Here is a 20,776-nt window from a genome sequence, read left to right as displayed (position 1 = left end):
CTATCGGCGTGCTTCGCCCACCAGCCGGGCCACGGGAGACGGTGACGCATAGACGAGGGTGCCGCCCGGATGCCGGACCGCACCCTCCGCGACGGGGAGCGGTATCGGCGCCCGGCGCCCGCTCGTGGCCGGGCGCCGATACCCGCGACATCAGGCCGGTGTGGGGACGGCCCGGCCGAGGTGCCGGGCGAAGAACCGGACCGCGCTGTCGGCCTCGAACCTGGGTACCTCCTTGTGCCGGCCCGCGTTGGCGTGCAACGTCTTCTCCTCGGAGGCGAAGGCGTCGAACAGCGCCATACCGGATGGGCGCGGGATGTGCTCGTCGTCCCACTGGAGCACGAACTCGACCGGGATGGTGATCCGCTTCGCCGTCTCGGCCAGCGACTCGTGCCAGAAGACGCCGAAGACCGCTGCGGTGATCCTGGGGTCGGCCGCGGTCAGCGGTACCCCGATCGCGGTGCCCATGTTCAGACCGAAGTAGCCGACCGGCCCCTCGGTGCCGATCTCCGGCAGCTCCTGGAGGGCGTCCAGCGTCGCCCGCCACTCCGGTACGGCACGCTCGGCCAGGTGGGCGTTGTAACGGACGACGATCGGGCCGACCGGCTCGCCCGCCGCCGTCGCCCGCCGCATCGCCGCGACCTCCCGCTCGTCGTGCGCCGTACGCGGACGGCCGCCGTGGCCGGGCGCGTCGATGACGGCGACGTGGAAACCGCAGCCGGTCACCAGGCGGTGCGCACGGCCCGCCATCGCCGGAGCCTTCTTGTGGGTGCCGCCGCCGTGGCCCATGAGCACCAGCGGCGCGCGACCGGGGCCGGATGCGGGCGACCAGAGCACACCGGTGACCTCACCCACGGTGAAGTCGCGTTCGGTGACACCGTCGGACGATGCCTTGGCGGTGAAGCGCAGGGAATCCATAGGTTGTTTCCTTTCGGAAGTGCCTTGTGGTCCAGGCGCTCCCGGCGACACCTATGTCAATCGCCCGACCGTGTTGAAGAGGGGAGCACCCCTACGAAAACTGCGTTCACGGGTCTCACCTCCTGGCTGGACGTCACGGGCTCGCCAGGAGGCTAGCAACCCCGGCGTCATCCCGCCCACCGCTTTTTCCCCGCGCCGGGCTTCACCACCGGCGGCCGGGGAAACACGCTGTCCGTGCCGACATGCCCAAGCCCCGCCGCTCGGACGGGAGTTGTTCCCCATCGAGATCAAATCACTGCTTTAATTGGGTAGCTGATCTTGAGCCCCGGCCCTTCGGAAAGGCAGCCTTGATGTCCCCGGTCCGCCCCTCCTCCCGCTCCCATTCCGAGGTCCCGTTCGAGGCTGCCGACGCCGGTGTTCTCCGCGCCATGTCCAACTCACGCACTCCGGTGTTCTGCACCGTGCGCGCGAGCGGACGGCGCCGGTACGGCTACTGGCAGCCGTACGACACCGTCACCAACAGGGGAGGCTGCTACGTCGCGCTGCCCACCCCGGTGTGCGACAGGCTGTACGCCCAGGGGCGGATCACCTTCGGCGCACCCCTGGTGGACCCGGCCAAGACCACGTACCGCGTGTGGCCCGCCCATGGCCCGGTCGCGCCGGTACGCATCCCGGTGGCGCCCCTGCCCGCGACGGCGGTGGCGCAGGTGCTCGCCGCGTGAGCCGGACCGTGCCGGGGACCGTGAAGTGGCCCACCGGGGGGCCTCAGACCGCCGGTTGGGAGAAGCGGATGCGGTTGCCGAACGGGTCGCGCAGGCCGCAGTCGATCCCGTACGGGCGCTCGGTGGGCTCCTCGGTGAACTCCACGCCTCGCGCCAGTAGCGTTTCGTAGGTCTTGCGGCAGTCGGCGGTGGTCAACATGAGCCAGCCGCCCATCACCCCCTTGGTCACCAGCTCACGGACCTGCTCCGCCGTCTCCTCCGACATCGCCGGGGGCCAGGCTTCTCCAGCAGGATCTGCCGCTCGGGATGACCGGGAACGCTGACGGAGAGCCAGCGCATAAAGCCCAGGTCGACGTCGGCGGCGACCTCCAGGCCGAGCGCGCCGACGTAGAAGTCGAGGGCCTCGTCCTGGTCGAGGACGGAAATCTGCGATTGCGTGATGGCGTTGAACATGGGGCTCACGCTAGCGAGCGGACCGGAGGAAGACTTATCCGAAACTGCTCACCCGGCGGGCGGCTGACACCGGCACGGTACCGCTCACACCGGCACGGTGCGGACGCGGCGGACGGTCAGGCACGCGGCCGCGTCCACGCCATCGTGAAACACGTCGGCACGCCCGTGGCCACCGCCTCCTTGCGGTAGTCCCGCGCGATCGGCCGACGATGCCGCGGAACGTGCGGCCGAAGGTGCCCGGGCTGCCGAAGCCGACGTAGAAGCAGATGTCCGTCACGCTGCCCGCGCTGCGGCCGGTGCTCTTTCGTCCTCACCCTGGGCACGATCGCCACCTGGCAGGTCTTCGACCAGGTGTATGTGATGGGCCAGGGCGCTCCGGGCAATACGACGCTGACCCCTGCCTTCCTGTCCTACTCGACGGCCTTCGACGGCGCCGACTTCGGGCAGGGCGCGGCCATCGCCTTCATCCTGCTCGCGCTGATCCTGCTCATCACCGCGCTGCAGCGCTGGGCGCTGCGGGAGCGCGGGCCCCGCCCCGGGAGGTATCGATGAACGCCACGGCCACGGTCGCCACCAAGGCCAAGGCCACGGCTTCCGGTCCGGCGCGGGGGCGTCCGGTGCTCGGCCGGTTCCCGCGGCCGCTGCGGGTGCTGGGATACGCCCTGGTGGTGGCGGCCGGGCTGATGTACCTGCTGCCGTTCGCGCTCCAGCTGGTGACCGGGTTCAAAACGGACCCGGACGCGGCGGCGCATCCGCTCCGACTGGTGCCCACCACCCCGACGACCGCCGCCTACCAGCGGCTGTTCGGGCTGAGCCGGGCCGGGGGCGGGGTGCTGTTCCTGCGCTGGCTGGGCAACTCGACCCTGGTCGCGGTCCTGGTCACCGCCGGGCGGGTGCTGTTCGACTCGATGGCGGGATACGCGCTGGCGCGGCTGCGGTTCCGGGGCCGCTCGCTGCTGTTTGGCTTCGTCGTCGCGGTGATGGCGATGCCCGGGGTGGCGCTGTTGATCCCGAAGTTCCTGGTGCTGAACACGTTCGGGCTGTTCGACACCTACACCGGCATGGTCCTTCCGCTGATGGTGGACGCGGCCGGGATCTTCATCATGAAGCAGTTCTTCGAATCGGTTCCCCGGGAGGTCGAGGAGGCCGCGTGGGTGGACGGCGCGGGGGTGATCCGGACCTTCTGGTCGGTGGTGCTGCCGATGGCCCGGCCCGCGCTGATCGCCCTGACGATCCTGTCGTTCCAGGGCTTATGGAACGAGTTCACCCACTTCCTGGTGGCCACGCAGTCCGGTCTGTACGAGACCTTGACCACCGGGCTCGCGCGGTTTGTCTCGGGCGGTCTTGGCGGCGGTACGCAGTACCCGCTGAAGCTGGCGGCGGCCCTGCTGGCGACCGTGCCGGTCGCGGCGCTGTTCTTCTGCTTCCAGCGCTACTTCGTACAGGGGGGCGAACTCGGGGGCGGTCAAGGAATAGCTCCGCCCCCGCTCGCCATCTGCCCGATCCGCGGCCCGCGGCCCGGCTAGGACGTCATCCCGTGAGATCGCCCTCCCGCTCGTTCACCGCCGAGTAGTGCCGCAGCTTCTCCTCGTCGACGCGTACGCCCAGGCCCGGGCCCTGCGGGACGGTGAGTCGGCCGTCGGCGAGCGGTATCGGGTCGGCGATGTCATCGGCGTGCAGGTAGTACATGCTGTCGATGGCGCGGCCCAGCACCGGAGTGCTGGCGACCACGGCGAGGTGGGCGGCGGTGGCGATGCCGAGTTCGCCGCCGCTGTGGAGGTTCATGCCGAGGCCGAAGGTCTCGCAGTGGGCGGCGAGCGCCTTGGTCGGCGCGATGCCGCCCCACTTGTAGACATCGCCGTGGACGACGTCCACCGCGCCGAGCCGTACCGCCGGAGCGAAGTCCTCGAAGCGGACGACGCACATATTGGTGCACAGCGGGATGCGCACCTTGGCCCGCACCTGGCTCATGCCCTCGATACCGGGGCACGGGTCCTCCAGGTACTCCAGGTCAAGCTCCTCCAGCTTGATGCCCGCACGCACCGAATCCGGCACCGACCAGGCGGCGTTGGGGTCGACGCGCAGCTCGGTGTCCGGCAGCGCGGCACGCAGCGCGCGGAGGTTGGCGACATCGCCGTCCACGTCGCCGGTGCCCTTGAGCTTGACCGCATGGAAACCGCCCTCGGCCACCACCCGGGTGGCGTGCTCGGCGAGCGCTTCCGGGGTGGCGCCGTCGGCGCGGGTGACGAGCGCGGTGAGCGGGACGGTGTCGCGTACCGCCCCGCCGAGCAGGTCGGTGAGCGAGTGGCCGGTGGCCTTGCCCATGGCGTCCCAGCAGGCGACGTCCAGGGCGGCGATGGCGGCGTAGCCGAGGTAGCCGTGGAAGAACGGCACCATGTGCTGTTTGCGGTGGAAGGCCTCCAGGGCGAACGGGCTGGTGCCGATGAGGTCGGGCGCGAGCTTGCGGACGAGCGCGGCCACCGGCTGCCCCCACATCGTCTCGCCCCAGCCGTCCACCCCCTCGTCGGTCCGGATCCGGACCACGGTGCGGGTCTCGCCGGTCTTGGTCTCGAATGAGCTGGTGAACGGGGAGGTGAGGGGGAGGTTCACAACCCAGACGTCGATGTGTGTGACCTTCATGTACGAGGTCCTCCTCAGATGGCACCGGGGGCGGTCGCTTCGGCGAAGGCCCGGATCGCCCGGGCCAGTTCGGTGGCGCGGATGGACAGCTCGCCCGGATCGGGGCGGGCCGTGGACGGGTCGTCGGTCATCCCGCCCACCCGGGCCCACTCGCCGTGCCGCTCGGCGGTGAGGCCGGGGTGCGGCGGGGCGTCGAAGAGTGGCGGGGCGCCGGTGGGGCGGTGCGGTTCGATGGGCGTACGGACCAGGTCCGGGTGGGCGGCGAGCATGAGGGAGGTCTCGTAGCGGCCCGCGTGGCCGGGGTTCTCAGGCGCCTCGCCGAGACTCCAGTAGGAGCAGGCCGCGAACGTGCCCTCGGCACGGAGGGCGTGTTCCTTGACCGCCAGGCGCATGATCTCGTCATTGCCGCCGTGGCCGTTGACGATCATGATGCGCTGGAAGCCGCTCTCGGTGAGGGACCGCAGGAGGTCGGCGAGGACCGCCGCCAGGGTGCTCGCCGAGAGTGACACCGCGGCCGCGAAGAGGTGGTGCGGGCTGTGCCCGTACGGCAGGGCGGGCAGTCGTACGACCGGTGGCCCGGCATCCGCCAGCAGCTCGGCCGCCCGGTCCACCACCGCCGTGACCAGCAGTGTGTCGGTGCCCATCGGCAGGTGGGCGGAGTGCTGTTCCTGCGAGCCGATGGGCAGCAGGGCGATGGCGTCCGCGCCCGCGGCCCGGGCCTCGCGCCAGGTGAGTTCGGTCAGCCGGAGCAATGTGGTACTACCTCCTGGGTTCATGCCGTGGCAGAGTCTGCGCATGGCCGCACTCGCCCCCGACGGCGGACGCCCCCGGCTCCACCTGGTGCCCGACCCCCCGGTCACCTCCGCACGCCCGCTGCTGGGCGCGGTGGAGGTGCTGCCCGGGCAGGTGCGCGCGGCGCTGGTCGACCGCTCCGGAAGGCTGCTGCGGCGCACCGCGGCCGGGTTCGACCCGGCGGCGCGGGAGGCGGCCGGAGTGGACGCGGCGGTGCGACAGGCCGCCCGGGACTGCTTCGACGGGTGTGAGCTGACCGGGGTCGGGGTGGCCGCGGCCGGTCTGGTGGACCCGGAGCGGGGCACGTTCATCGAGGTCCATGACGTTCCGGCGCTGCGCGGCTACCCGGTCGCCGAGGTGCTGCGGGGGGTGCTGGAGGTGCCGGTGTACATCGAGCACCGGGCCCGGCTGCAGGTGCTCGGCGACCGGTGGTTCGGCGCGGGCCGGGGCCTTCGGTCCTTCGCCTCGGTGTCCACCGGCGAGGTGCTGGGAGTCGGGGTGTTCCTCGACGGCGAGCTGCTGGCCCCGCACGGTGGCCGCAGCGGTGCTCATATGACGGTGCTGGCCGGTGGCGAGCCGTGCACCTGCGGGGCGCGCGGCTGCTGGAAGACCGTGGCCACGACGCGCTGGCTGCGGCGGCGGGCGCAGGCGGCGGGACTGGGCACCGGAATGACGCTCGAGGGGCTGGTGCGGCGCGGGGACGGTGGCCGGCCGATCGTCGAGGAGTACGCCGACAACCTCGCGCTCGGCCTGGTCAACATCCAGCAGCTCTTCGCCCCCGGCCTGTTCGTGCTGCACGGCGAGGCCGTCGAGGGCGGCGAGGGGTTCCGGGCCCGGGTCGAGGAGCGGCTGCGGGGGGACAGCGGCTGGTCGACGGCCGCCCCGCCGCGGGTGGTGCTGGGCGCGACGGACCGTCCGGACGACGTGGCGCTGCTCGGGGGCGCCGGGCTGGTCCTCACCCACCGGTAGTCCCGCCGCCGGTCCTGGTCCGGTACGCGTCGGGGCGTGGCACGGCGGCCAGCAGCTCGCGGGTGTACGGATGCTCTGGCGCGCCCAGCACGGCGGCGGTCTCCCCGCACTCGACCACTCTGCCGCGCCGCAGCACCGCCACCCGGTCGGCGATCCGCTGGACCACGGCGAGGTTGTGCGAGACGAAGACGTAGGTCAGGCCGTGCTGGCGCTGCAGCTCGGCCAGCAGGTCCAGGACCTGGGACTGGACGGAGACATCGAGGGCGCTGGTCGGCTCGTCGAGCACCACCAGCCGCGGCGAGGACGCCAGCGCACGGGCGATGGAGATGCGCTGGCGCTGCCCGCCGGAGAACTCGTGCGGGTACCGGTCCTGCACCCGGTCCGGGAGACCGACCGACTCCAGCAGCTCGCCGACCCGCTCCCGAAGCCGCGGCCTGGCGCGCCGTCCGCGGTAGGTGAGGTCATGGGTGACCAGCGGCTCGGCCACGATGTCGGTGACTTTCATGCGCGGGTTCATGCTCGAGTACGGGTCCTGGAGCACCACCTGCATCCCGGCCCGCAGCGCGCGCATCTCGGCCGGTGACAGCCCGGCGAGGTCATGGCCCTCGAAGCGGACGGTCCCGGCGGTGGGCTCCAGCAGCCCCAGCAGCAGCCGGGTCAGGGTCGTCTTCCCGGACCCTGACTCACCGACGAGGGCGAGGGTTTCGCCGTCCTCGACGGTGAGCGTGACATCGTCGACGGCGAGGGTGCGGGTGGCGCCGGGACCGGCGAACTCCCTGGACAGGCCGTCGAGTTCGAGCATGGGCCGGTTGGCGAGTGGCTTCGCCCCGGTGGTCGTCATGAGGTGGGCTCCAGTCGCGGGGTGGCGGCCAGCAGGTCGCGGGTGTACTGCTCGCGGGGCGTCTCGAAGACCTCGGCGACCGAGCCGTGCTCCACCACCCGGCCCGCGTTCATCACCACGACCCGGTCGGCGGTCTCCGCGACCACCCCGAGGTCGTGGGTGACCAGCACCACCGCCATGCCGTGCCGGGCGCGCAGCTCGGCGAGGAGGTCCAGGATCTGCCGCTGCACGGTGACGTCCAGGGCGGTGGTCGGCTCGTCGGCGATGAGCACCCGGGGCCGTCCCACCAGCGCCGTCGCGATCATCACGCGCTGGCGCAGCCCGCCGGACAGCTCGTGCGGGTACTGCCGGGCCCGCAGCTCCGGATCCGGGATGCCGACCTCGTCCAGCGCCCGTACCGCCTCCTCCCGGGCCCCGGCGCGGGAGGCCCCGCGGTGCCTGCGCAGCACCTCGGCCACCTGGTTGCCGACCCGCTGCAGCGGGTCGAGGCTGGTCATCGGGTCCTGGAAGATCATCGCTATGTCGTTGCCGCGCACCTCGCGCAGCCGCTTCTCCGGCAGTGCGAGCAGATCGCGGCCGTCGAGGAGGATCTGGCCGCCGGGATAGGCGCACGGCGGCTCGGGGTTGAGCCGCAGCGCGGCGAGCATGGTGGCCGACTTGCCGCTGCCGGATTCCCCGACGACGGCCAGGGTCTCTCCGGCGTGTGCCGTCAGGCTCACCCCGCGCACGGCGTGCACGGGGCCGGTGGCGAGCCGGAAGTCGACGTGCAGATCGCGGATCTCGAGCACGGGAGCATCTGTGGTCATCGGCGGTACGCCTTCGGGTCCGCGACGTCGCGCAGCGCGTCGCCGGTGATGTTGATGGCCAGGGAGGTGAGCATCAGCGCCAGTCCGGGGAAGACCGCGACCCACCACGAGGTGCCGAGGTAGAGCTGGCCGTCGGCGAGCATCGAGCCCCAGGTGACGGTCTCCTTGGGCACACCGAGCCCGAGGTAGCTGAGCGAGGCCTCGGCGACGATGGCCGCCGCGATGTGCAGCGTGGCGATGGTGGCCAGGTGCGGCAGGACGTTGGGGAGCAGATGGCGGCGCATGATGGTGAGGTCCGTGACCCCGGTCGCCCGGGCCTGGGTCACATAGTCCCGGGTGCGCAGCGACAGCACCTCGGAGCGGACCACGCGGGCGTACGCCACCCAGCCGGTGAAGCCGAGCACCAGGACCACGTTCCACAGTCCTGAGCCGAGGAAGCCGACGATGGCGAGCGCCAGCAGCAGCGAGGGGAAGGCGAGCTGGATGTCGGCGAACCGCATCAGTATCCGGTCCGGCCAGCCGCCGCGGAACCCGGCGAACAGCCCGCACAGGGCCCCCACCACACCAGCGAGCAGCGCCGCCCCGATGCCGACGAGGAGTGAGACCCGGGAGCCGTAGATGACGCGGGAGAGCACATCGCGGCCGAGCTGGTCGGTGCCCAGCGGGTGGGCGAGGCTGCCGCCGCCCTCCCAGGCCGGGGGCGTGAGCCGGGCGAGGAGCTGCTGCTTGGCCGGGTCGTCCGGGGCGAGCAGCGGCGAGAAGACAGCGGCGATCACCAGCAGCGCGAGGACGCCGAGGGCCGCCAGGGCGAGCCGGTTGCGTACGACGGTCATGACTGTGCCCGCACTCTCGGGTCGAGAAGGCTGTAGGAGAGGTCGACAAGCAGGTTGACGATGACGAAGGCGGCGGCGAAGAACAGGACGGCGGCCTGCACCAGCGGGAAGTCCCGGTGCGAGATGGCCTCCACGGTCAGCCGTCCGATGCCCGGCCAGGAGAAGACCTGCTCGGTGAGGATCGCCCCGCCGAGCAGCCCGCCGAACTCCAGGCCGATCACGGTGACGGTCGGCAGCGAGGCGTTGCGCAGCCCGTGGGCGAGCACCACCTTCGCCGGGCCGAGCCCCTTGGCCTTCGCGGTGCGGATGTGGTCCGAGCCGAGGACGTCGATGAGCGAGGAGCGCAGCAGCCGGGCGATGACCGCGATGGAGTAGACGGACAGCGTGACGGCGGGCAGTACCAGATGCGCGAAGGTGCCGTAGCCGGAGGCCGGAAGCACCTTGAGCCGCACCGAGAAGAGCAGGACCAGCAGGATGCCGACCCAGAACGGCGGGGTGGACTGGCCGAGCAGCACCGCCGTCATCACGCCCGTGTCACCGGCCCGGCCACGGCGCGTCGCGGCGTAGATCCCGGCCGGGATGGCGATGACGAGGCTGAGCACCAGGGCACCGGCGGCGAGTTCGAGGGTGGCCGGGACCCGGTCGGCGATCACCTGGCTGACCGGCTCGTGGTAGACGAGCGAGTCGCCGAGGTCAAACCGGAGCAGCCCCCACAGGAAGTCGCCGTACTGCGCGATCAGGGGCTGGTCCAGGCCGAGTTGGGAGCGCAGCGTGGCCTCCTGGGCGGCGGTGGCGTCCGGTGGCAGCAGCTGCTTGACCGGGTCGCCGGAGAGCCGTACCAGGAGAAAGGCCAGCGTGGCGGCGGCGAAGAGCACACCGACGGCGGTGGCGAGGCGGACCAGGACATGGCGCAGCAGGCCGGACTTCGGCTTCCGTACCGTGACCGGCGGCTGGACCGAGGTGGCCGTCATGCCCGCACCTCCGCGCTCTCCATGGCCAGCGAGCCGTTGACCACCGGTGTCCAGCGCACCCGGGTGGTCCGGGCGAGGATGATGTCCTGCTGGTAGAGCGGTACGAACGGGGCCTCGCGCTTGATCAGGCGCTGGAGCGCGGTGAACGCGCGCTGCCGGTCTTCGGGGTCCATGGACAGCTCCTCGGCGTCGATGAGCCGGTCCGCCTCTTTCGACACCCACCGGCTCTGCCGGCGGTCATGGCGCACGTTCGACTGCACCATGGACGCGCCGTCGAGCGTCCAGGCGGTGGAGGCGGCGAGGTAGATGGGGCCGAGCGCGTGCCGGTTGTCGGAGGTCAGCCGGGCGGAGAAGGTGCCGGGGTCCATCAGATCGACCCGGGCGTGTATCCCGGCGCGGTCGAGCAGCCCGGAGATGGCCTCGGCCACCTGGGCGTCGTCGTTGGAGGCGGCGAGCGTCGTGGTGAGGCCGTGCGGGTGACCGGCCTCGGCGAGCAGCCGCCTCGCGGTGCGTATCGAGCGCCGGAAGGGCTCCACCGAACCGTCGAAACCGACGACGCCGCGCGGCAGCATCGCGGGCACCTCGCGCGCCTTGCCGTCCAGCACCGCCTTGATGAGCAGCGGCACGTCGACGGCGTGGTTGAGCGCCTGCCGCACGCGACGGTCGCGCAGCGGCCCGGAAGTGGTGTCGAGATTGAGGTACGCGGTCCGCACGCCCCGGTGGCTCTCCAGCTCCACGCCCGCGTAGCCGGACAGCTGCCGGGCGGCGTCCGGGGTGAGCCCGGTGACCAGGTCGACCTCGTCGCTCTGCAGCGCGGCCAGCGCGGAGGCGGGGTTGGGCAGTGCGCGGAAGACGAGGCGTTCGGGGCCGGGGGAGCCGTGGAAGTGGCGGCGGTTGGCGCGCAGCCGCAGCTCGCGGTCGCGCCGGAAGGATTCGAAGATGAACGGCCCGGTGCCGACCGGCCGCTTCGCGAAGGCGGCGTCGCCGACGTCGGCGAGGTACTTCGGCGGCACGATCACCCCGCCGAAGAGCGACAGCTTCGCGGGCAGGATCGGGTCGTGCAGTGTGGTGTGCACATCCACGGTGTGGCGGTCGACCACGCGGACCGAGGTCACGTACCGCAGCTCGACGATCGGTGACCGCGTCTTCGGGTCGAGGACCCGCTCGATGGAGAACTTGACGGCGTGGGCGTCGAACTCCTCCCCGTTGTGGAAGCGCACGCCCTCGCGGAGGCGGAAGCGCCACACGGTCCTGGAGCGGGGCTCCCAGGAGGTGGCGAGCCGGGCGGCGAGCCGCCCGCGGACATCCCGGGTGGTGAGGGTGTCAAAGATGTTGATCAGGACGTTCATGGTGACCATGTCGCCCTGTTTGTGTGGATCGAGCGTGGTGGGGTCGGTCGGCTGCGCCACCCGGAGCGCGCCGTCGCCGCCCGCGCCCACGGCCGTACCGCATCCGGTGAGCGCTGCCGGCGCGGCGATGGCGGGGAGCGCGAGCCCGCCCAGCCGAAGGGCGCTACGGCGCGACATTGATGGAGGAGTCACGATCTGCCCTCCGCGTGATGTTCCATCGAACAGTGCATTCGTTCCGGGAGACGGAACGTTGATGCGCTAAGCTAAGCGACATGCCGAAGCCGGTCAATACCTCCGCCGCCCCCCGCGAGGAGTCGCCCGCCGCCGCGACGGGTCCCGTGGACAAGGCACTCGCGGTGCTGGACGCGCTGGTCCAGCCCGACGCCCCGCACCGCCTGGCCGACCTCGCCGCCCGTACGGGACTGCCGAAACCGACCGTCCACCGCCTGCTGCACACCCTCGCCGAGGCCGGGTACGCGGTCCCGGGCCCCGGCGGCACCTATCAGGCCGGGCCGCGCCTGCTCGGGCTCGCCGCCACGGCGCTGGCCGCCAGCAGCGAGCTGCGTCTCGCCCGCCCGGTCCTGGACGACCTGCGGCTGCGCACCGGCCACTTGGCCCACTTCTCGGTGCGGGACGGCACCGTGGCGGTGCACGTGACGCAGTCGGACCCCTCGTCCACGTACCGCGTGCCGCTGGCCGCGGGCGGTGAAGTCCCGCTGTACTGCTCGGCGGTGGGGTGGGCGATGCTGTCGGCCCTGCCGCCCGCGACCGCGGCGGAGCTCCTGGGCGCCGACCCGCTCCCGGCCCGTACGCCACGGACGGTGCGGGACCCCGGGGCCGTGCTGGCCGCCATGCCCGCGGTGCGCGAGCGGGGCTACGCGGTCGATGACGAATACGCGGAGCAGGACGTCCGCGCCATCGCGGCCCCGGTGCTGGGGCCGGGTGACCGGGTCGCCGGAGCGGTCGGCATCGTCGGGCTGACGTTCACCCTGGACGAGGAGAGCGTGGCGGTGCTGGGGCCGATGGTGCGGGCCGCCGCGGGGGCGGTGTCGGCGTCGCTGCGCGGCGGGGCGGGGGCGCTGGGGATCGTACGGGGGCGGCGGTGAGCGGGGCCGCGGGCGGCCGGACCAGACGGGGCGCGGAGCCGGGGGGAGCGGCCGGCCCGCTCCCGGCGGACCGGCCGGCACGGCTCGCGGCACTCCTGGCGGCCGGCCGCCGGGCCGGGATCTACTCCGCGGCCGCCTGGTCGGTCGGCACCCCGGCCGGGCCGGAGACCCATGGACACCTGGGCACCCGCCGTTGGGGCGGGGCGGAGCTGAACGGCACCGAGCTGTGGGATCTGGCCTCGGTGACGAAACCGATCGTGGGCCTGGCCGCACTGCGGCTGGCGGAGACGGGAGCGCTACGGCTGGAGGACACGGTCGGTGCCTATCTGCCGGAGTACCGCGGCCTGCGCGGCAAGGCGGACATCACCGTCACCCAGCTGCTCAGCCACACCTCGGGGCTGCCCGGCGGTACCCCGCTCTGGCGCGCCCACCCCGACCGGGACGGGCTGCTGACCGCCCTCCGCGGGCTGCCGCTCCGCGGGGCGCCGGGCACGGTGGTGGAGTACTCCTCCGCGGGCTTCGTGCTGCTCGGCCTGATCCTCGAACGGGCCACCGGCACCGGCCTGGACGAGCTGGTGGCGCGGCAGGTGTGCGAACCGCTCGGCATGCGCGAGACGGTCTTCGCACCGGGCCCGGCGGCCCGTGAGCGCGCGGTCTCCACGGAGCTGTGCACCTGGCGCGGCCGCCTGGTGACCGGCCAGGTGCACGATGAGAACGCGGTGGTGCTCGGCGGAGTCTGCGGCCACGCCGGTCTGTTCGCCCCGCTGACCGACCTGGACCGGTTGGGCCGGGCGCTGGCGGCGGGCGGCGACGGACTGCTGAGCGCGCCCGGCTTCGCCCGCATGACCGCCTGCCATACGGAGGGTCTGCCGCTGCGCCGCTGCCTCGGCTGGCAGGGGCGGGACCCGGTGGGGTCGCCGGTCGGTACGGCGATGGGGCCGTCCTCGTACGGCCACACGGGCTTCACGGGGACGAGCCTGTGGGTGGAACCGGCAGCGGACGGGGCGGAAGCCCGCTACTACGTGCTGCTCACCAACCGCGTCCACCCCAGCCGCGATCCCCGCCGCTTCCCCGCGGTCCGCCGCGCCTTCCACCACCACGCGGCGGCCTTCCCCGGCCGGACGGATACGGAGGCGGCCACCGTGGCGGAACCGGCTCGGGGCGTGCCGCGCGCGGGGTGACCGCTGCGCGCCGTCAGAGCCCCAGGCCCGCGTGTTCCAAGGCCGCCACATGGCTGTTCCACACCAGCGTGTCGTTGAACCCGCCTCCCAGGTCCGGGAGTTCGGCGATGTCCTCCGGTGGCAGAGGGGAGGGGAGCGTGGGGCCGGAGGCCGAGCGGAGGGTCATCACCGCGAGCGATTCGACCGACAGGGCCCGTACGACCGCTTGCTGTACGGAGTCCCCGGTGGCGACGATGCCATGGCCGCGGAGGATCGCGACCGGGCGGTCGGCGAGGGCCGCGGCCACCTCCCGGCCGAGGTCGGCCCGGGTCACCAGGACCGCCCTCGGGTAGACGGGGATGCCGTCGAGTGCCATGCGCAGGGCCGGGATGTCGTACGCGCCGACGATGGGGCGCAGGGGCAGCCCGGCCAGGTCGGCTGCCACCACATGGGGCGGGTGGACGTGGACGACCGCCGCCGCGTCGGGGCGGGCGCGCAGGATCTCGCGGTGGATGGGGAGTTCGTTGGGGACGCGGTATCCGTCGGGCGGCGCCGGTTCGCCGTCCAGGGGGACGGGGTGGACATCGGATGCCTCGGTGTTGAGCAGCCCCCGTTCGTGGGGGCCCCGGCACCGCACGTGGAGGGCACCGTCGCCGCGGCGCAGGGAGATATGGCCGAGGATGTCGGCGGCCAGCCCGCGGAAGGCGAGGATCCGGCAGCCGAGCGCGATCAGCTCCTGGGGAGCGGGCGCGGAGGTCACAGGACGAAGGTGTCGGAGGCGGACGCCGCGACCAGTTCCTCCGCCGTGCGGCGGCGGGAGACCAGGTGCTGTTCGTGCTGGTAGCGGGCGAAGGTCTCCAGCGTGGTGCGGTTCTTCTCCAGGCCGTAGTCCCACCAGCCCTCGCCCAGCGCCTCGGCCGTGGCGGTCACGTGCTGCTGCAGCCACGGCAGCATGACCTTCAGCGCGCTGCGGTACCGCAGGTCGTCGTAGGCGATGCGAAGGGACTCCTCGAAGGCCTTGGTCAGTGAGCGGGCGATCCACGGGTGTCGTTCCACGAGGGTTCCGCGTACGGCGACCACGTGCATGATCGGGAAGATGCCGGTACGGGCGTAGTAGTCGCGCTCGACGGCCGGGAAGTCCTCGAAGAGATGCCGGATGTGCGGGTCGCGGCCCATGCAGGACGGCTGGCTGGCGCTGTAGATCGCGTCGAGCTCACCGTCGGCGAGCATCTGGGAGAGGGTCTGCCCCGGGCCGATCGCCGTGATCTTCACCGTGGCGGGGAGGTCCAGCGGAAGCTTCTCCGGGCGGCCGGGCTGCTCGATGCCGCCGGTGAAGTAGTGGACCGACTCGACGGGCACCCCGTACTCCTCGGCGAGGATGCCGCGCTGCCACACGCCGGCCGTCATCTGGTACTCGGGCGTGCCGACCCGCTTGCCGACGAGGTCCGCGGGCTGCTCGATGCCGCTGCGGGCGTTGACGTAGATCGACTGGTGGCGGAAGAAGCGGGAGGGGAAGACGGGCAGGGCGACGAAGGGCGGATCGTCCTGGTCGAGGGTCATCGCGTAGCTGGACAGGCTCAGTTCGCTGATGTCGAACTCGCGGTGCCGGAGCTGCCGGTAGAACGTCTCCTCCACACCCAGCGGCAGGAAGGTGAGGTCGATGCCCTCCGGCCGCACACGGCCGTCCTGGAGGGCGCGCACACGGTCGTAGTCACCGCAGGCGAAGGAGAGGTGGAGGCGGCGGGTCATCGGGGCTGCTCCTTCGGTCACACAGGGGAGGGGACGGGCGGAGGATCTCCCCGAGGGCCTTCGCCAATGGTTTATTGGTATGACGTTATTCCGTTGGTCACAATGAGGTCAAGCGTCGCCCTCTCATGGGAGAATGCCCCTATGTCAACCCGAGCGAGTCAGACTTCGGAGAACGAGGCGCAGTCCGGGCGGGCGGCCGTCCCGCAGGAGCTGTTCAAGGCCGTCTCCTCGAGCCGTGTCTCCCAGGTGATCGTCGAGCAGATCCGGCGCCTGCTGAAGGAGGAGCGGCTTCAGCCGGGCGATCGCCTGCCCAGCGAGCGCGAGCTGTGTGTGCAGTTCGGCGTCAGCCGGGTCACCATCCGTGAGGCGCTGCGCATCCTGGAGGCCAATGGCCTCGTCGAGATCAGAGTCGGCGCGCGCGGGGGTGCCTTTGTGACGGCGCCGACCTCGAGCCGGGTCAGCGAGGGCCTGGCCGATCTGCTCACCCTCTCCCCGCTCACCGCCTCCCAGGTCACCGAGGCCCGTCTGGTCTTCGAGTTGGGTGTGGTGCCGCTGGTCGTGGAGCGGGCCACCGAGGAGGACATCGCCGATCTGCGTGCCATGTGCGACGCCCACGCGGAGGCGATGAAGGAGGGGGAGTACACCATGGAGCTCTCCACCGCCTTCCACATCCGGTTCGCCGCCTGTACGCACAATCCGGCGATCGAGATGCTTGTGCAGTCCTTCCACGGTCCGATGCTGATGAGTCTGCGGGAGGCCCAGGCCATCGAGCCGAAGATGGGCCGCCGCGGCACCAAGGAGCACCGTGAGCTCGTCGAGGCGATCGCCGCCCGCGACGCCGAGGCCGCGACCGGGATCATGCGGACTCATCTGGAGCGGACCGCCTACCGGGTGAAGGACTGAATCACATTCCCAACAGCGCCCCGGACTCCAGGAGTTCGGGGCGCTTTCGTATGCCCTGGCGGCGCCTTGGCGGCGGGGGAGTGGCGGATACGGAGGCGGGGGCGGCGGATACGGCGGCCGCTCCGGCAATCGCCCCGTGCGGAAGGGTTGGCACTCTGCCCAGTCGGTATTATGGTCAGACCGTTAGCCTGTTGAGCTGCCCTCTAGGAGGACTTCATGGCAAAGAAGGGGCGCACCTTCGTCCGCGGCCTCACCTCTGAGACCTACGGACTCGGCGAGTTCCGGACCCGGCAGTTGGCCTCCAAGCGTGTCCGGGACGACACGGTGGTGGTCGACGACGCCAAGGTCGCCCACTCCGGCGACAGCGAGAAGTCCCGCACCTGGTGGCGGATCGGCCCCGGTGACGAGGAGTTCCTCACCCAGACCGTTCAGGTCCACTTCGTCCAGCTGCCGCCGCGGTCCAGCAACCACGGCCACGGCCACCAGAACGAGGCCGCCTTCTACATCCTCGAGGGCCGCGGTTACGAGATCCACGACGACCAGCGCTACGACTGGGCCAAGGACGACTTCGTCTTCGTCCACACCGACTCGGTCCACCGCCACTTCAACCCCTACGACGAGCAGGCCACCGCGCTGGTGGTGAAGGCCAAGAGCACCTGGATGTTCATGGGTCTGTGGCAGCAGGGCCGCAGCGGCCCGATCGACCGCCCGGAGGAGTTCGGCCCCCGCGAGGACTGGTCGCGGGTGTGGACCCCGGGCGTCCTGGACCGCAAGAAGGTCATCTCCCCGGCCGACACGACCTGGGAGACCACCCCGCTCGGCCGCCAGCGCGTGCTCACCTCGCCCGAGCGCACCGACGCCCGGCTGTTCTCCGTCGACGCTTATGAGCTGGACATCCCGACCGGCAGCCGGTCGGGCAAGTACTGGAAGATGGCCGACGAGGTGCTCTACATCCTCGACGGCGGTGGCTACGCGCTCCAGTGGGAGGTCGAGGCGGAGATCGCGGAGAAGTACTACGCGCGCGTCGCCCTCGAGCCGACCCGGCACGAGATCAAGAAGGGCGACACGCTGTATGTGCCGCAGAACCACATCTGCCAGCTCTTCGCCCACGACGGCACGCCGTTGAAGGTCTTCTCGGCCCAGAACCGGATCTTCAAGCACCTGGGCTATGACACGGTCCACTATCTGGAGAACGCCCCCGAGTACGAGGGCTGATCACGGTCACACGTCATACGGAGGAGGCCCGGAGCGCGACGCGCTCCGGGCCTCCTCCGTATGACGACGATCAGCGGAGCACCGCCGCCGCCTCCTCGGCCGCCGCGACCAGGTCGTCCGCCGTCAGCAGGGACGGGTCGCGTGCCGTGGCGACCCGCAGGGCGAGCGCCCCGTGGACGGTCTTGCGGATGCGGCGCCCGTCGAGCCCGTGCAGCAGCTCACCCACTCGGCGGTGCACCGAGGCGTCCGCCGCGAGCGCCTTCAACTCCGCCCACTGGGCGGCGAGTTCGCGCAGCGAGTCCGCGACGATCTCCGGGACCACCTCCTCGCCCGGGACCTCGGTACGGATCACCAGGTCGGCGCGGGAGAGGAACGCGTCGTCCACCGCGTCGGCGAAGTTCGTCGTCGCCACCAGAAGTGTCCCGGGCCGCTCGGCCCGCAGCGCGTCGAGGCCGCTGAGCACGGCGTCCGTGGCGCGGTGCACATCCACGGGGTTGGTGTCGAACGACGCCGAGTGCCGGCGGACGGCCAGCGCCTCCACCTCGTCGACCAGGACGACGGTGTGCGGCCGGCGCGCCGCAAGCTCCGGCAGCGTCTCCCGGAAGAGACGGGACACCTGCCGCTGGCTCTCCCCCAGCAGCTCGCTGGGGAAGGCGTGCGGATCGACCTCGACCAGCGTGGTCGCCCCGTGCGGGGCGAGGGTGCGGGCGGCGGCCTGCGCCAGACCCTGCGCCAGTGTCGACTTGCCCGTCCCCGGCGGCCCGGCCAGCACCACCAGACCGTGCGGGGCGACCGCCGTCCCCGCGAGCCGCCGCCCGTGCCGCAGCACCAGGACGGCGGTCGCGAGAAGCCGCTCCTTGACCGACGGGTCGATGAGCACCGCGTCCCAGGGCCCGTCGTGGTGGTCGGCCGGCAGCGCGTGGACACCGGCCACACCATGCGGGAGCGCACTCATCCCGTCACCCCGCTCACGGCCACGTCGGCCGGGTCACCGACGGCCACTCGATCGTCGACGGATCCCCGGCCTGCGCGTCGCGGATGTGCTCCGGCGGCTCCTCGAAGAGCACCAGCGGGTCGCACAGCGCCCGCATGGTCTCCAGGAGGCTGTCGAACATATGGATCCGCACCACCTTGGCGGTACGCTCCGGGTCCGTGTTGATGTGCTGGTGCCACAGGAAGTGGTCGACGACGATGATGTCGCCCTTCTTCCACGGGTGGCGGTCGCCGCCCTCCGGCTCCGGGCCGAGGTAGCTCTCGCCGGATCCCTCGACCACGTACAGCCAGGCCTCGCCCGGGTGGCGGTGCATGGACTGGGCCCGGCCCGGGCCGATCTCGAACATGGCCATGGTGATGCCGGACGCCTGGTAGCCGATCGCCCGGTCCAGGAGGAAGGTGGTGCGGGTGCCGCGGGGGGTGTTCCGCAGCTCCAGTTCGTCCCAGTCGGTGTGCAGACGGCCGGAGCGCCGGGCGTCCTGGTCCCGGGCGAGGCGCCGCAGCCGCGCCGCGTACGGGTCGGAGCCGTCCCGGCCCGCCGAGTACGGCGGACGCGGCGGGAGTTCCGCCACCGGCGTGTGCCCGGCGTCCTCGATGATCGCCATGCCCATGGTCTCCAGCAGCGGCTCGCTGGAGAACGACAGATAGCGCACGGTCTCCCCGGCGTCGTTCCCGCCGCGGTGCCAGGCCCATGCCGGAATGTGCAGGGAGTCTCCCGGGCCGTACGCCACACGGTGGCCGTCGATCTCGATCCAGCCGCGACCGGCCACGACGAAGAGCATCGCGTCCCAGGAGTGCCGGTGGACCGTCGTGGTGACCCCCGGGTCGATCTCGTGGGCGAGCGCGTCCATGGTGCGGGTGGTCCGGTCGCCGTCGGCACCGACGTACACACCGATGCGGCTGCCGCGCTCCGTCTCCCGCATCGGGACGTCCTCGAGGGCGACAACGGTGCGGTGGTTGGCCCGCCAGTCCTCGAGGAACTGGGCTCGTCGCCGCTTCTGCACGTGGTAATGGGTGGTCTGGGTGGAGGTGTGCACACTCATGGGGAAGTTCTCCCTCTGACGCGGAACTGACAGATTGCTCAAGAAGCGGCCGACGGCGCCTCTTTGGGTACGTCGAAGGCGCGAATCTGGCCGCCCCGGACGGCGGCCAGACCGGCCGCGGCCGCCGGGACCAGCCCGCCGAGCGCGAGCGCGGTCACCGGGCCGATCGCCCCGGCGAGCACCCCCATCCCGGCGTCGCCGAGCGCGGGCCCGCCCCGTGAGGCCATCTGGTAGATCGCCGAGACCCTGCCGCGCAGCTCGTCCGGCGTTTCGACCTGCACGGCGGCATGCCGGACCGTCGTCGCCAGCGCGTCCGCCGCGCCCAGCGTCAGCGCCGCCGCCAGGGCGAGGACGAAGGTGCCGGACAGGGCGAGCCCCGTCACCGCGAGGCCGTACACCGCGGTGCCCCACAGCGCCAGGCGCCCCGCGCGGGCGGTGCGCACCAGCCGGAACACCCATACCGAGCCGAGCAGCGCGCCGGCCGAGGGGGCCGCGGACAGCAACCCGTAGCCCGTGGCGCCGACATGGAGCACATCGGCGGCGAACGCGGGCAGCAGCACCCGGTAGGCCCCGCTCACCGTGGCGGCCAGGTCCAGGCCCATCAGCTGCCACACCACCGGGCGGCGGGCCACGTACGAGGCCCCCTCGCGCAGGCTGGCCAGGAGCCCGGCGGGCTTCCCCCGCGCACCCGGCAGCGCCGGTACCCGCAGCACCGCGAGGGCGGCCACCAGTGCCGCGTAGGTGAAGGCGTCGAACACATAGACGGCCGCCGGCCCGCCGGCCGCGATCAGCACACCGGCGAGCGCGGGACCGGCCAGCACGGCCAGCTCCCGCGAGGGGTTGAGCAGCGCGAACGCGTCGACGAGCCGTTCGCGCGGCACGAGCGCCGGGATCAGTGCCTGTCTGGCCGGCTGGTCGAAGGTGGCGGCCGCCGTGGCGAGCAGCGAGGACAGCGCCACCGCCCATACGGTGGCCGTGCCCGTCAGGGTGAGACCGGCCAGCGCCAGCGACACCACGAGCGCCACGGCCTGGGTGGCCTGGAGCAGCCGCCGCCGGTCGAGCCGGTCGGCGTACACCCCGCCGAGCGGGGAGAGCGCCAGCAGGGCCACGGCCTGGGCGAGGCCGACCAGGCCGACCTGCGCGGTCGACCCGGTCAGCTCGTACACCTGGTACAGGTTGGCGGCCACGGCCCCGCGGGTGCCGATCTGAGACAGCACCACTCCGGCCCAGTACAGGGCGAAGTCGCGCTGCCGGAGTACCTCCGGAAGCGTCGGACGCACGGTCCTCCTCTGTGGTCGGTCGGGACGGCGGTGGTT

At 72.2% G+C, this 20,776-nt stretch carries 21 protein-coding genes and 2 pseudogenes; 8 read left to right on the top strand and 15 right to left on the bottom strand.

Annotation, left to right across the window (positions count from 1 at the left end):
• Positions 1–150: 150 nt before the first annotated feature.
• On the bottom strand, positions 151–915 hold the full coding sequence (locus VT50_RS03605) for an alpha/beta fold hydrolase (RefSeq protein WP_046089074.1): 765 nt from the start codon (positions 913–915) through the stop codon (positions 151–153).
• 428 nt (positions 916–1,343) lie between these two features.
• Between VT50_RS03605 and VT50_RS03600 the strand changes: the two genes are divergently transcribed.
• Entirely contained in the window at positions 1,344–1,637 is a 294-nt protein-coding gene (locus VT50_RS03600) for a hypothetical protein (protein WP_338058304.1), read from the top strand.
• Positions 1,638–1,680: 43 nt separating this feature from the next.
• Here the strand turns inward: VT50_RS03600 and VT50_RS03595 are convergent.
• Positions 1,681–2,090 (bottom strand): annotated as a pseudogene (locus VT50_RS03595) (VOC family protein).
• A 116-nt stretch (positions 2,091–2,206) separates the two neighbouring features.
• Positions 2,207–2,370 (bottom strand): annotated as a pseudogene (locus VT50_RS40200) (helix-turn-helix domain-containing protein); the annotation flags it as partial.
• Between the two features lie 80 nt (positions 2,371–2,450).
• Between VT50_RS40200 and VT50_RS03590 the strand changes: the two are divergent.
• Together VT50_RS03590 and VT50_RS03585 are read left to right on the top strand one after the other, a co-directional pair.
• A complete protein-coding gene (locus VT50_RS03590; protein ID WP_046089076.1) occupies positions 2,451–2,642 on the top strand; it encodes a hypothetical protein in 192 nt (63 codons plus the stop codon).
• The gene (locus tag VT50_RS03585; RefSeq protein ID WP_107424718.1) at positions 2,639–3,616 is read left to right on the top strand and encodes a carbohydrate ABC transporter permease; all 978 of its coding nucleotides are present in this window, start codon (positions 2,639–2,641) and stop codon (positions 3,614–3,616) included. The genes VT50_RS03590 and VT50_RS03585 overlap by 4 nt, the downstream gene beginning before the upstream one ends.
• Positions 3,617–3,620: 4 nt before the next feature.
• Here VT50_RS03585 and VT50_RS03580 read toward each other — a convergent pair whose 3' ends face one another.
• On the bottom strand, positions 3,621–4,730 hold the full coding sequence (locus tag VT50_RS03580) for a mandelate racemase/muconate lactonizing enzyme family protein (protein ID WP_046089077.1): 1,110 nt from the start codon (positions 4,728–4,730) through the stop codon (positions 3,621–3,623).
• Positions 4,731–4,744: 14 nt separating this feature from the next.
• Complete coding sequence (locus tag VT50_RS03575) at positions 4,745–5,506, bottom strand: creatininase family protein (protein ID WP_046089078.1); 762 nt, start codon at positions 5,504–5,506, stop codon at positions 4,745–4,747.
• A 19-nt stretch (positions 5,507–5,525) separates the two neighbouring features.
• On the opposite strand from VT50_RS03575, the gene VT50_RS03570 reads away from it, so the two are divergent.
• Entirely contained in the window at positions 5,526–6,491 is a 966-nt protein-coding gene (locus VT50_RS03570; protein WP_078840905.1) for an ROK family protein, read from the top strand.
• Here VT50_RS03570 and VT50_RS03565 read toward each other — a convergent pair.
• Genes VT50_RS03565 through VT50_RS03545 form a run of 5 tightly spaced genes read right to left on the bottom strand, consistent with a single transcriptional unit; the run spans position 6,478 to position 11,468 of the window.
• Positions 6,478–7,332, bottom strand: a complete 855-nt coding sequence (locus tag VT50_RS03565; protein ID WP_046089079.1) for an ATP-binding cassette domain-containing protein — start codon at positions 7,330–7,332, stop codon at positions 6,478–6,480. The genes VT50_RS03570 and VT50_RS03565 overlap by 14 nt on opposite strands.
• Positions 7,329–8,138, bottom strand: a complete 810-nt coding sequence (locus VT50_RS03560) for an ATP-binding cassette domain-containing protein (protein ID WP_075200487.1) — start codon at positions 8,136–8,138, stop codon at positions 7,329–7,331. The genes VT50_RS03565 and VT50_RS03560 overlap by 4 nt, the downstream gene beginning before the upstream one ends.
• Positions 8,135–8,971, bottom strand: coding sequence for an ABC transporter permease (locus VT50_RS03555; RefSeq protein ID WP_046089080.1), 837 nt, complete (start codon positions 8,969–8,971; stop codon positions 8,135–8,137). Before VT50_RS03555 ends, VT50_RS03560 begins: the two co-directional genes overlap by 4 nt.
• On the bottom strand, positions 8,968–9,942 hold the full coding sequence (locus VT50_RS03550) for an ABC transporter permease (RefSeq protein WP_046089081.1): 975 nt from the start codon (positions 9,940–9,942) through the stop codon (positions 8,968–8,970). Before VT50_RS03550 ends, VT50_RS03555 begins: the two co-directional genes overlap by 4 nt.
• Positions 9,939–11,468, bottom strand: coding sequence for an ABC transporter substrate-binding protein (locus VT50_RS03545; RefSeq protein WP_046089082.1), 1,530 nt, complete (start codon positions 11,466–11,468; stop codon positions 9,939–9,941). The genes VT50_RS03550 and VT50_RS03545 overlap by 4 nt, the downstream gene beginning before the upstream one ends.
• A 95-nt stretch (positions 11,469–11,563) precedes the next feature.
• Between VT50_RS03545 and VT50_RS03540 the strand changes: the two genes are divergently transcribed.
• Positions 11,564–12,397 (top strand): IclR family transcriptional regulator, encoded by an 834-nt coding sequence (locus VT50_RS03540; protein ID WP_046089083.1) that lies wholly within the window; start codon positions 11,564–11,566, stop codon positions 12,395–12,397.
• Positions 12,394–13,578: a serine hydrolase domain-containing protein gene (locus VT50_RS03535; protein WP_053048747.1), complete on the top strand. Its 1,185-nt coding sequence runs from the start codon at positions 12,394–12,396 to the stop codon at positions 13,576–13,578. Before VT50_RS03540 ends, VT50_RS03535 begins: the two co-directional genes overlap by 4 nt.
• A gap of 13 nt (positions 13,579–13,591) precedes the next feature.
• Here VT50_RS03535 and phtC read toward each other — a convergent pair whose 3' ends face one another.
• Both phtC and VT50_RS03525 read right to left on the bottom strand, forming a co-directional pair.
• A complete protein-coding gene (phtC, locus tag VT50_RS03530; protein ID WP_046089084.1) occupies positions 13,592–14,317 on the bottom strand; it encodes a 3,4-dihydroxyphthalate decarboxylase in 726 nt (241 codons plus the stop codon).
• On the bottom strand, positions 14,314–15,306 hold the full coding sequence (locus tag VT50_RS03525) for a substrate-binding domain-containing protein (RefSeq protein WP_046089085.1): 993 nt from the start codon (positions 15,304–15,306) through the stop codon (positions 14,314–14,316). Before VT50_RS03525 ends, phtC begins: the two co-directional genes overlap by 4 nt.
• Before the next feature lie 141 nt (positions 15,307–15,447).
• On the opposite strand from VT50_RS03525, the gene VT50_RS03520 reads away from it, so the two are divergent.
• Complete coding sequence (locus VT50_RS03520; RefSeq protein WP_078840904.1) at positions 15,448–16,209, top strand: FadR/GntR family transcriptional regulator; 762 nt, start codon at positions 15,448–15,450, stop codon at positions 16,207–16,209.
• A 216-nt stretch (positions 16,210–16,425) separates the two neighbouring features.
• A complete protein-coding gene (locus tag VT50_RS03515) occupies positions 16,426–17,424 on the top strand; it encodes a cupin domain-containing protein (protein ID WP_046089086.1) in 999 nt (332 codons plus the stop codon).
• A 70-nt stretch (positions 17,425–17,494) separates the two neighbouring features.
• Here VT50_RS03515 and VT50_RS03510 read toward each other — a convergent pair whose 3' ends face one another.
• Genes VT50_RS03510 through VT50_RS03500 form a run of 3 tightly spaced genes read right to left on the bottom strand, consistent with a single transcriptional unit; the run spans position 17,495 to position 20,740 of the window.
• The gene (locus tag VT50_RS03510) at positions 17,495–18,379 is read right to left on the bottom strand and encodes an AAA family ATPase (RefSeq protein ID WP_046089866.1); all 885 of its coding nucleotides are present in this window, start codon (positions 18,377–18,379) and stop codon (positions 17,495–17,497) included.
• 13 nt (positions 18,380–18,392) lie between these two features.
• A complete protein-coding gene (locus VT50_RS03505) occupies positions 18,393–19,460 on the bottom strand; it encodes a cupin domain-containing protein (protein ID WP_046089865.1) in 1,068 nt (355 codons plus the stop codon).
• A gap of 38 nt (positions 19,461–19,498) precedes the next feature.
• Positions 19,499–20,740: an MFS transporter gene (locus tag VT50_RS03500; RefSeq protein WP_046089864.1), complete on the bottom strand. Its 1,242-nt coding sequence runs from the start codon at positions 20,738–20,740 to the stop codon at positions 19,499–19,501.
• Between the last annotated feature and the right edge of the window lie 36 nt (positions 20,741–20,776).

The organism is Streptomyces antioxidans (genome assembly GCF_000968685.2).
Taxonomy (GTDB): domain Bacteria; phylum Actinomycetota; class Actinomycetes; order Streptomycetales; family Streptomycetaceae; genus Streptomyces; species Streptomyces antioxidans.
Note: the sequence above shows the minus strand (reverse complement) of the source record. Positions and strands in the feature narration are given on the sequence as shown.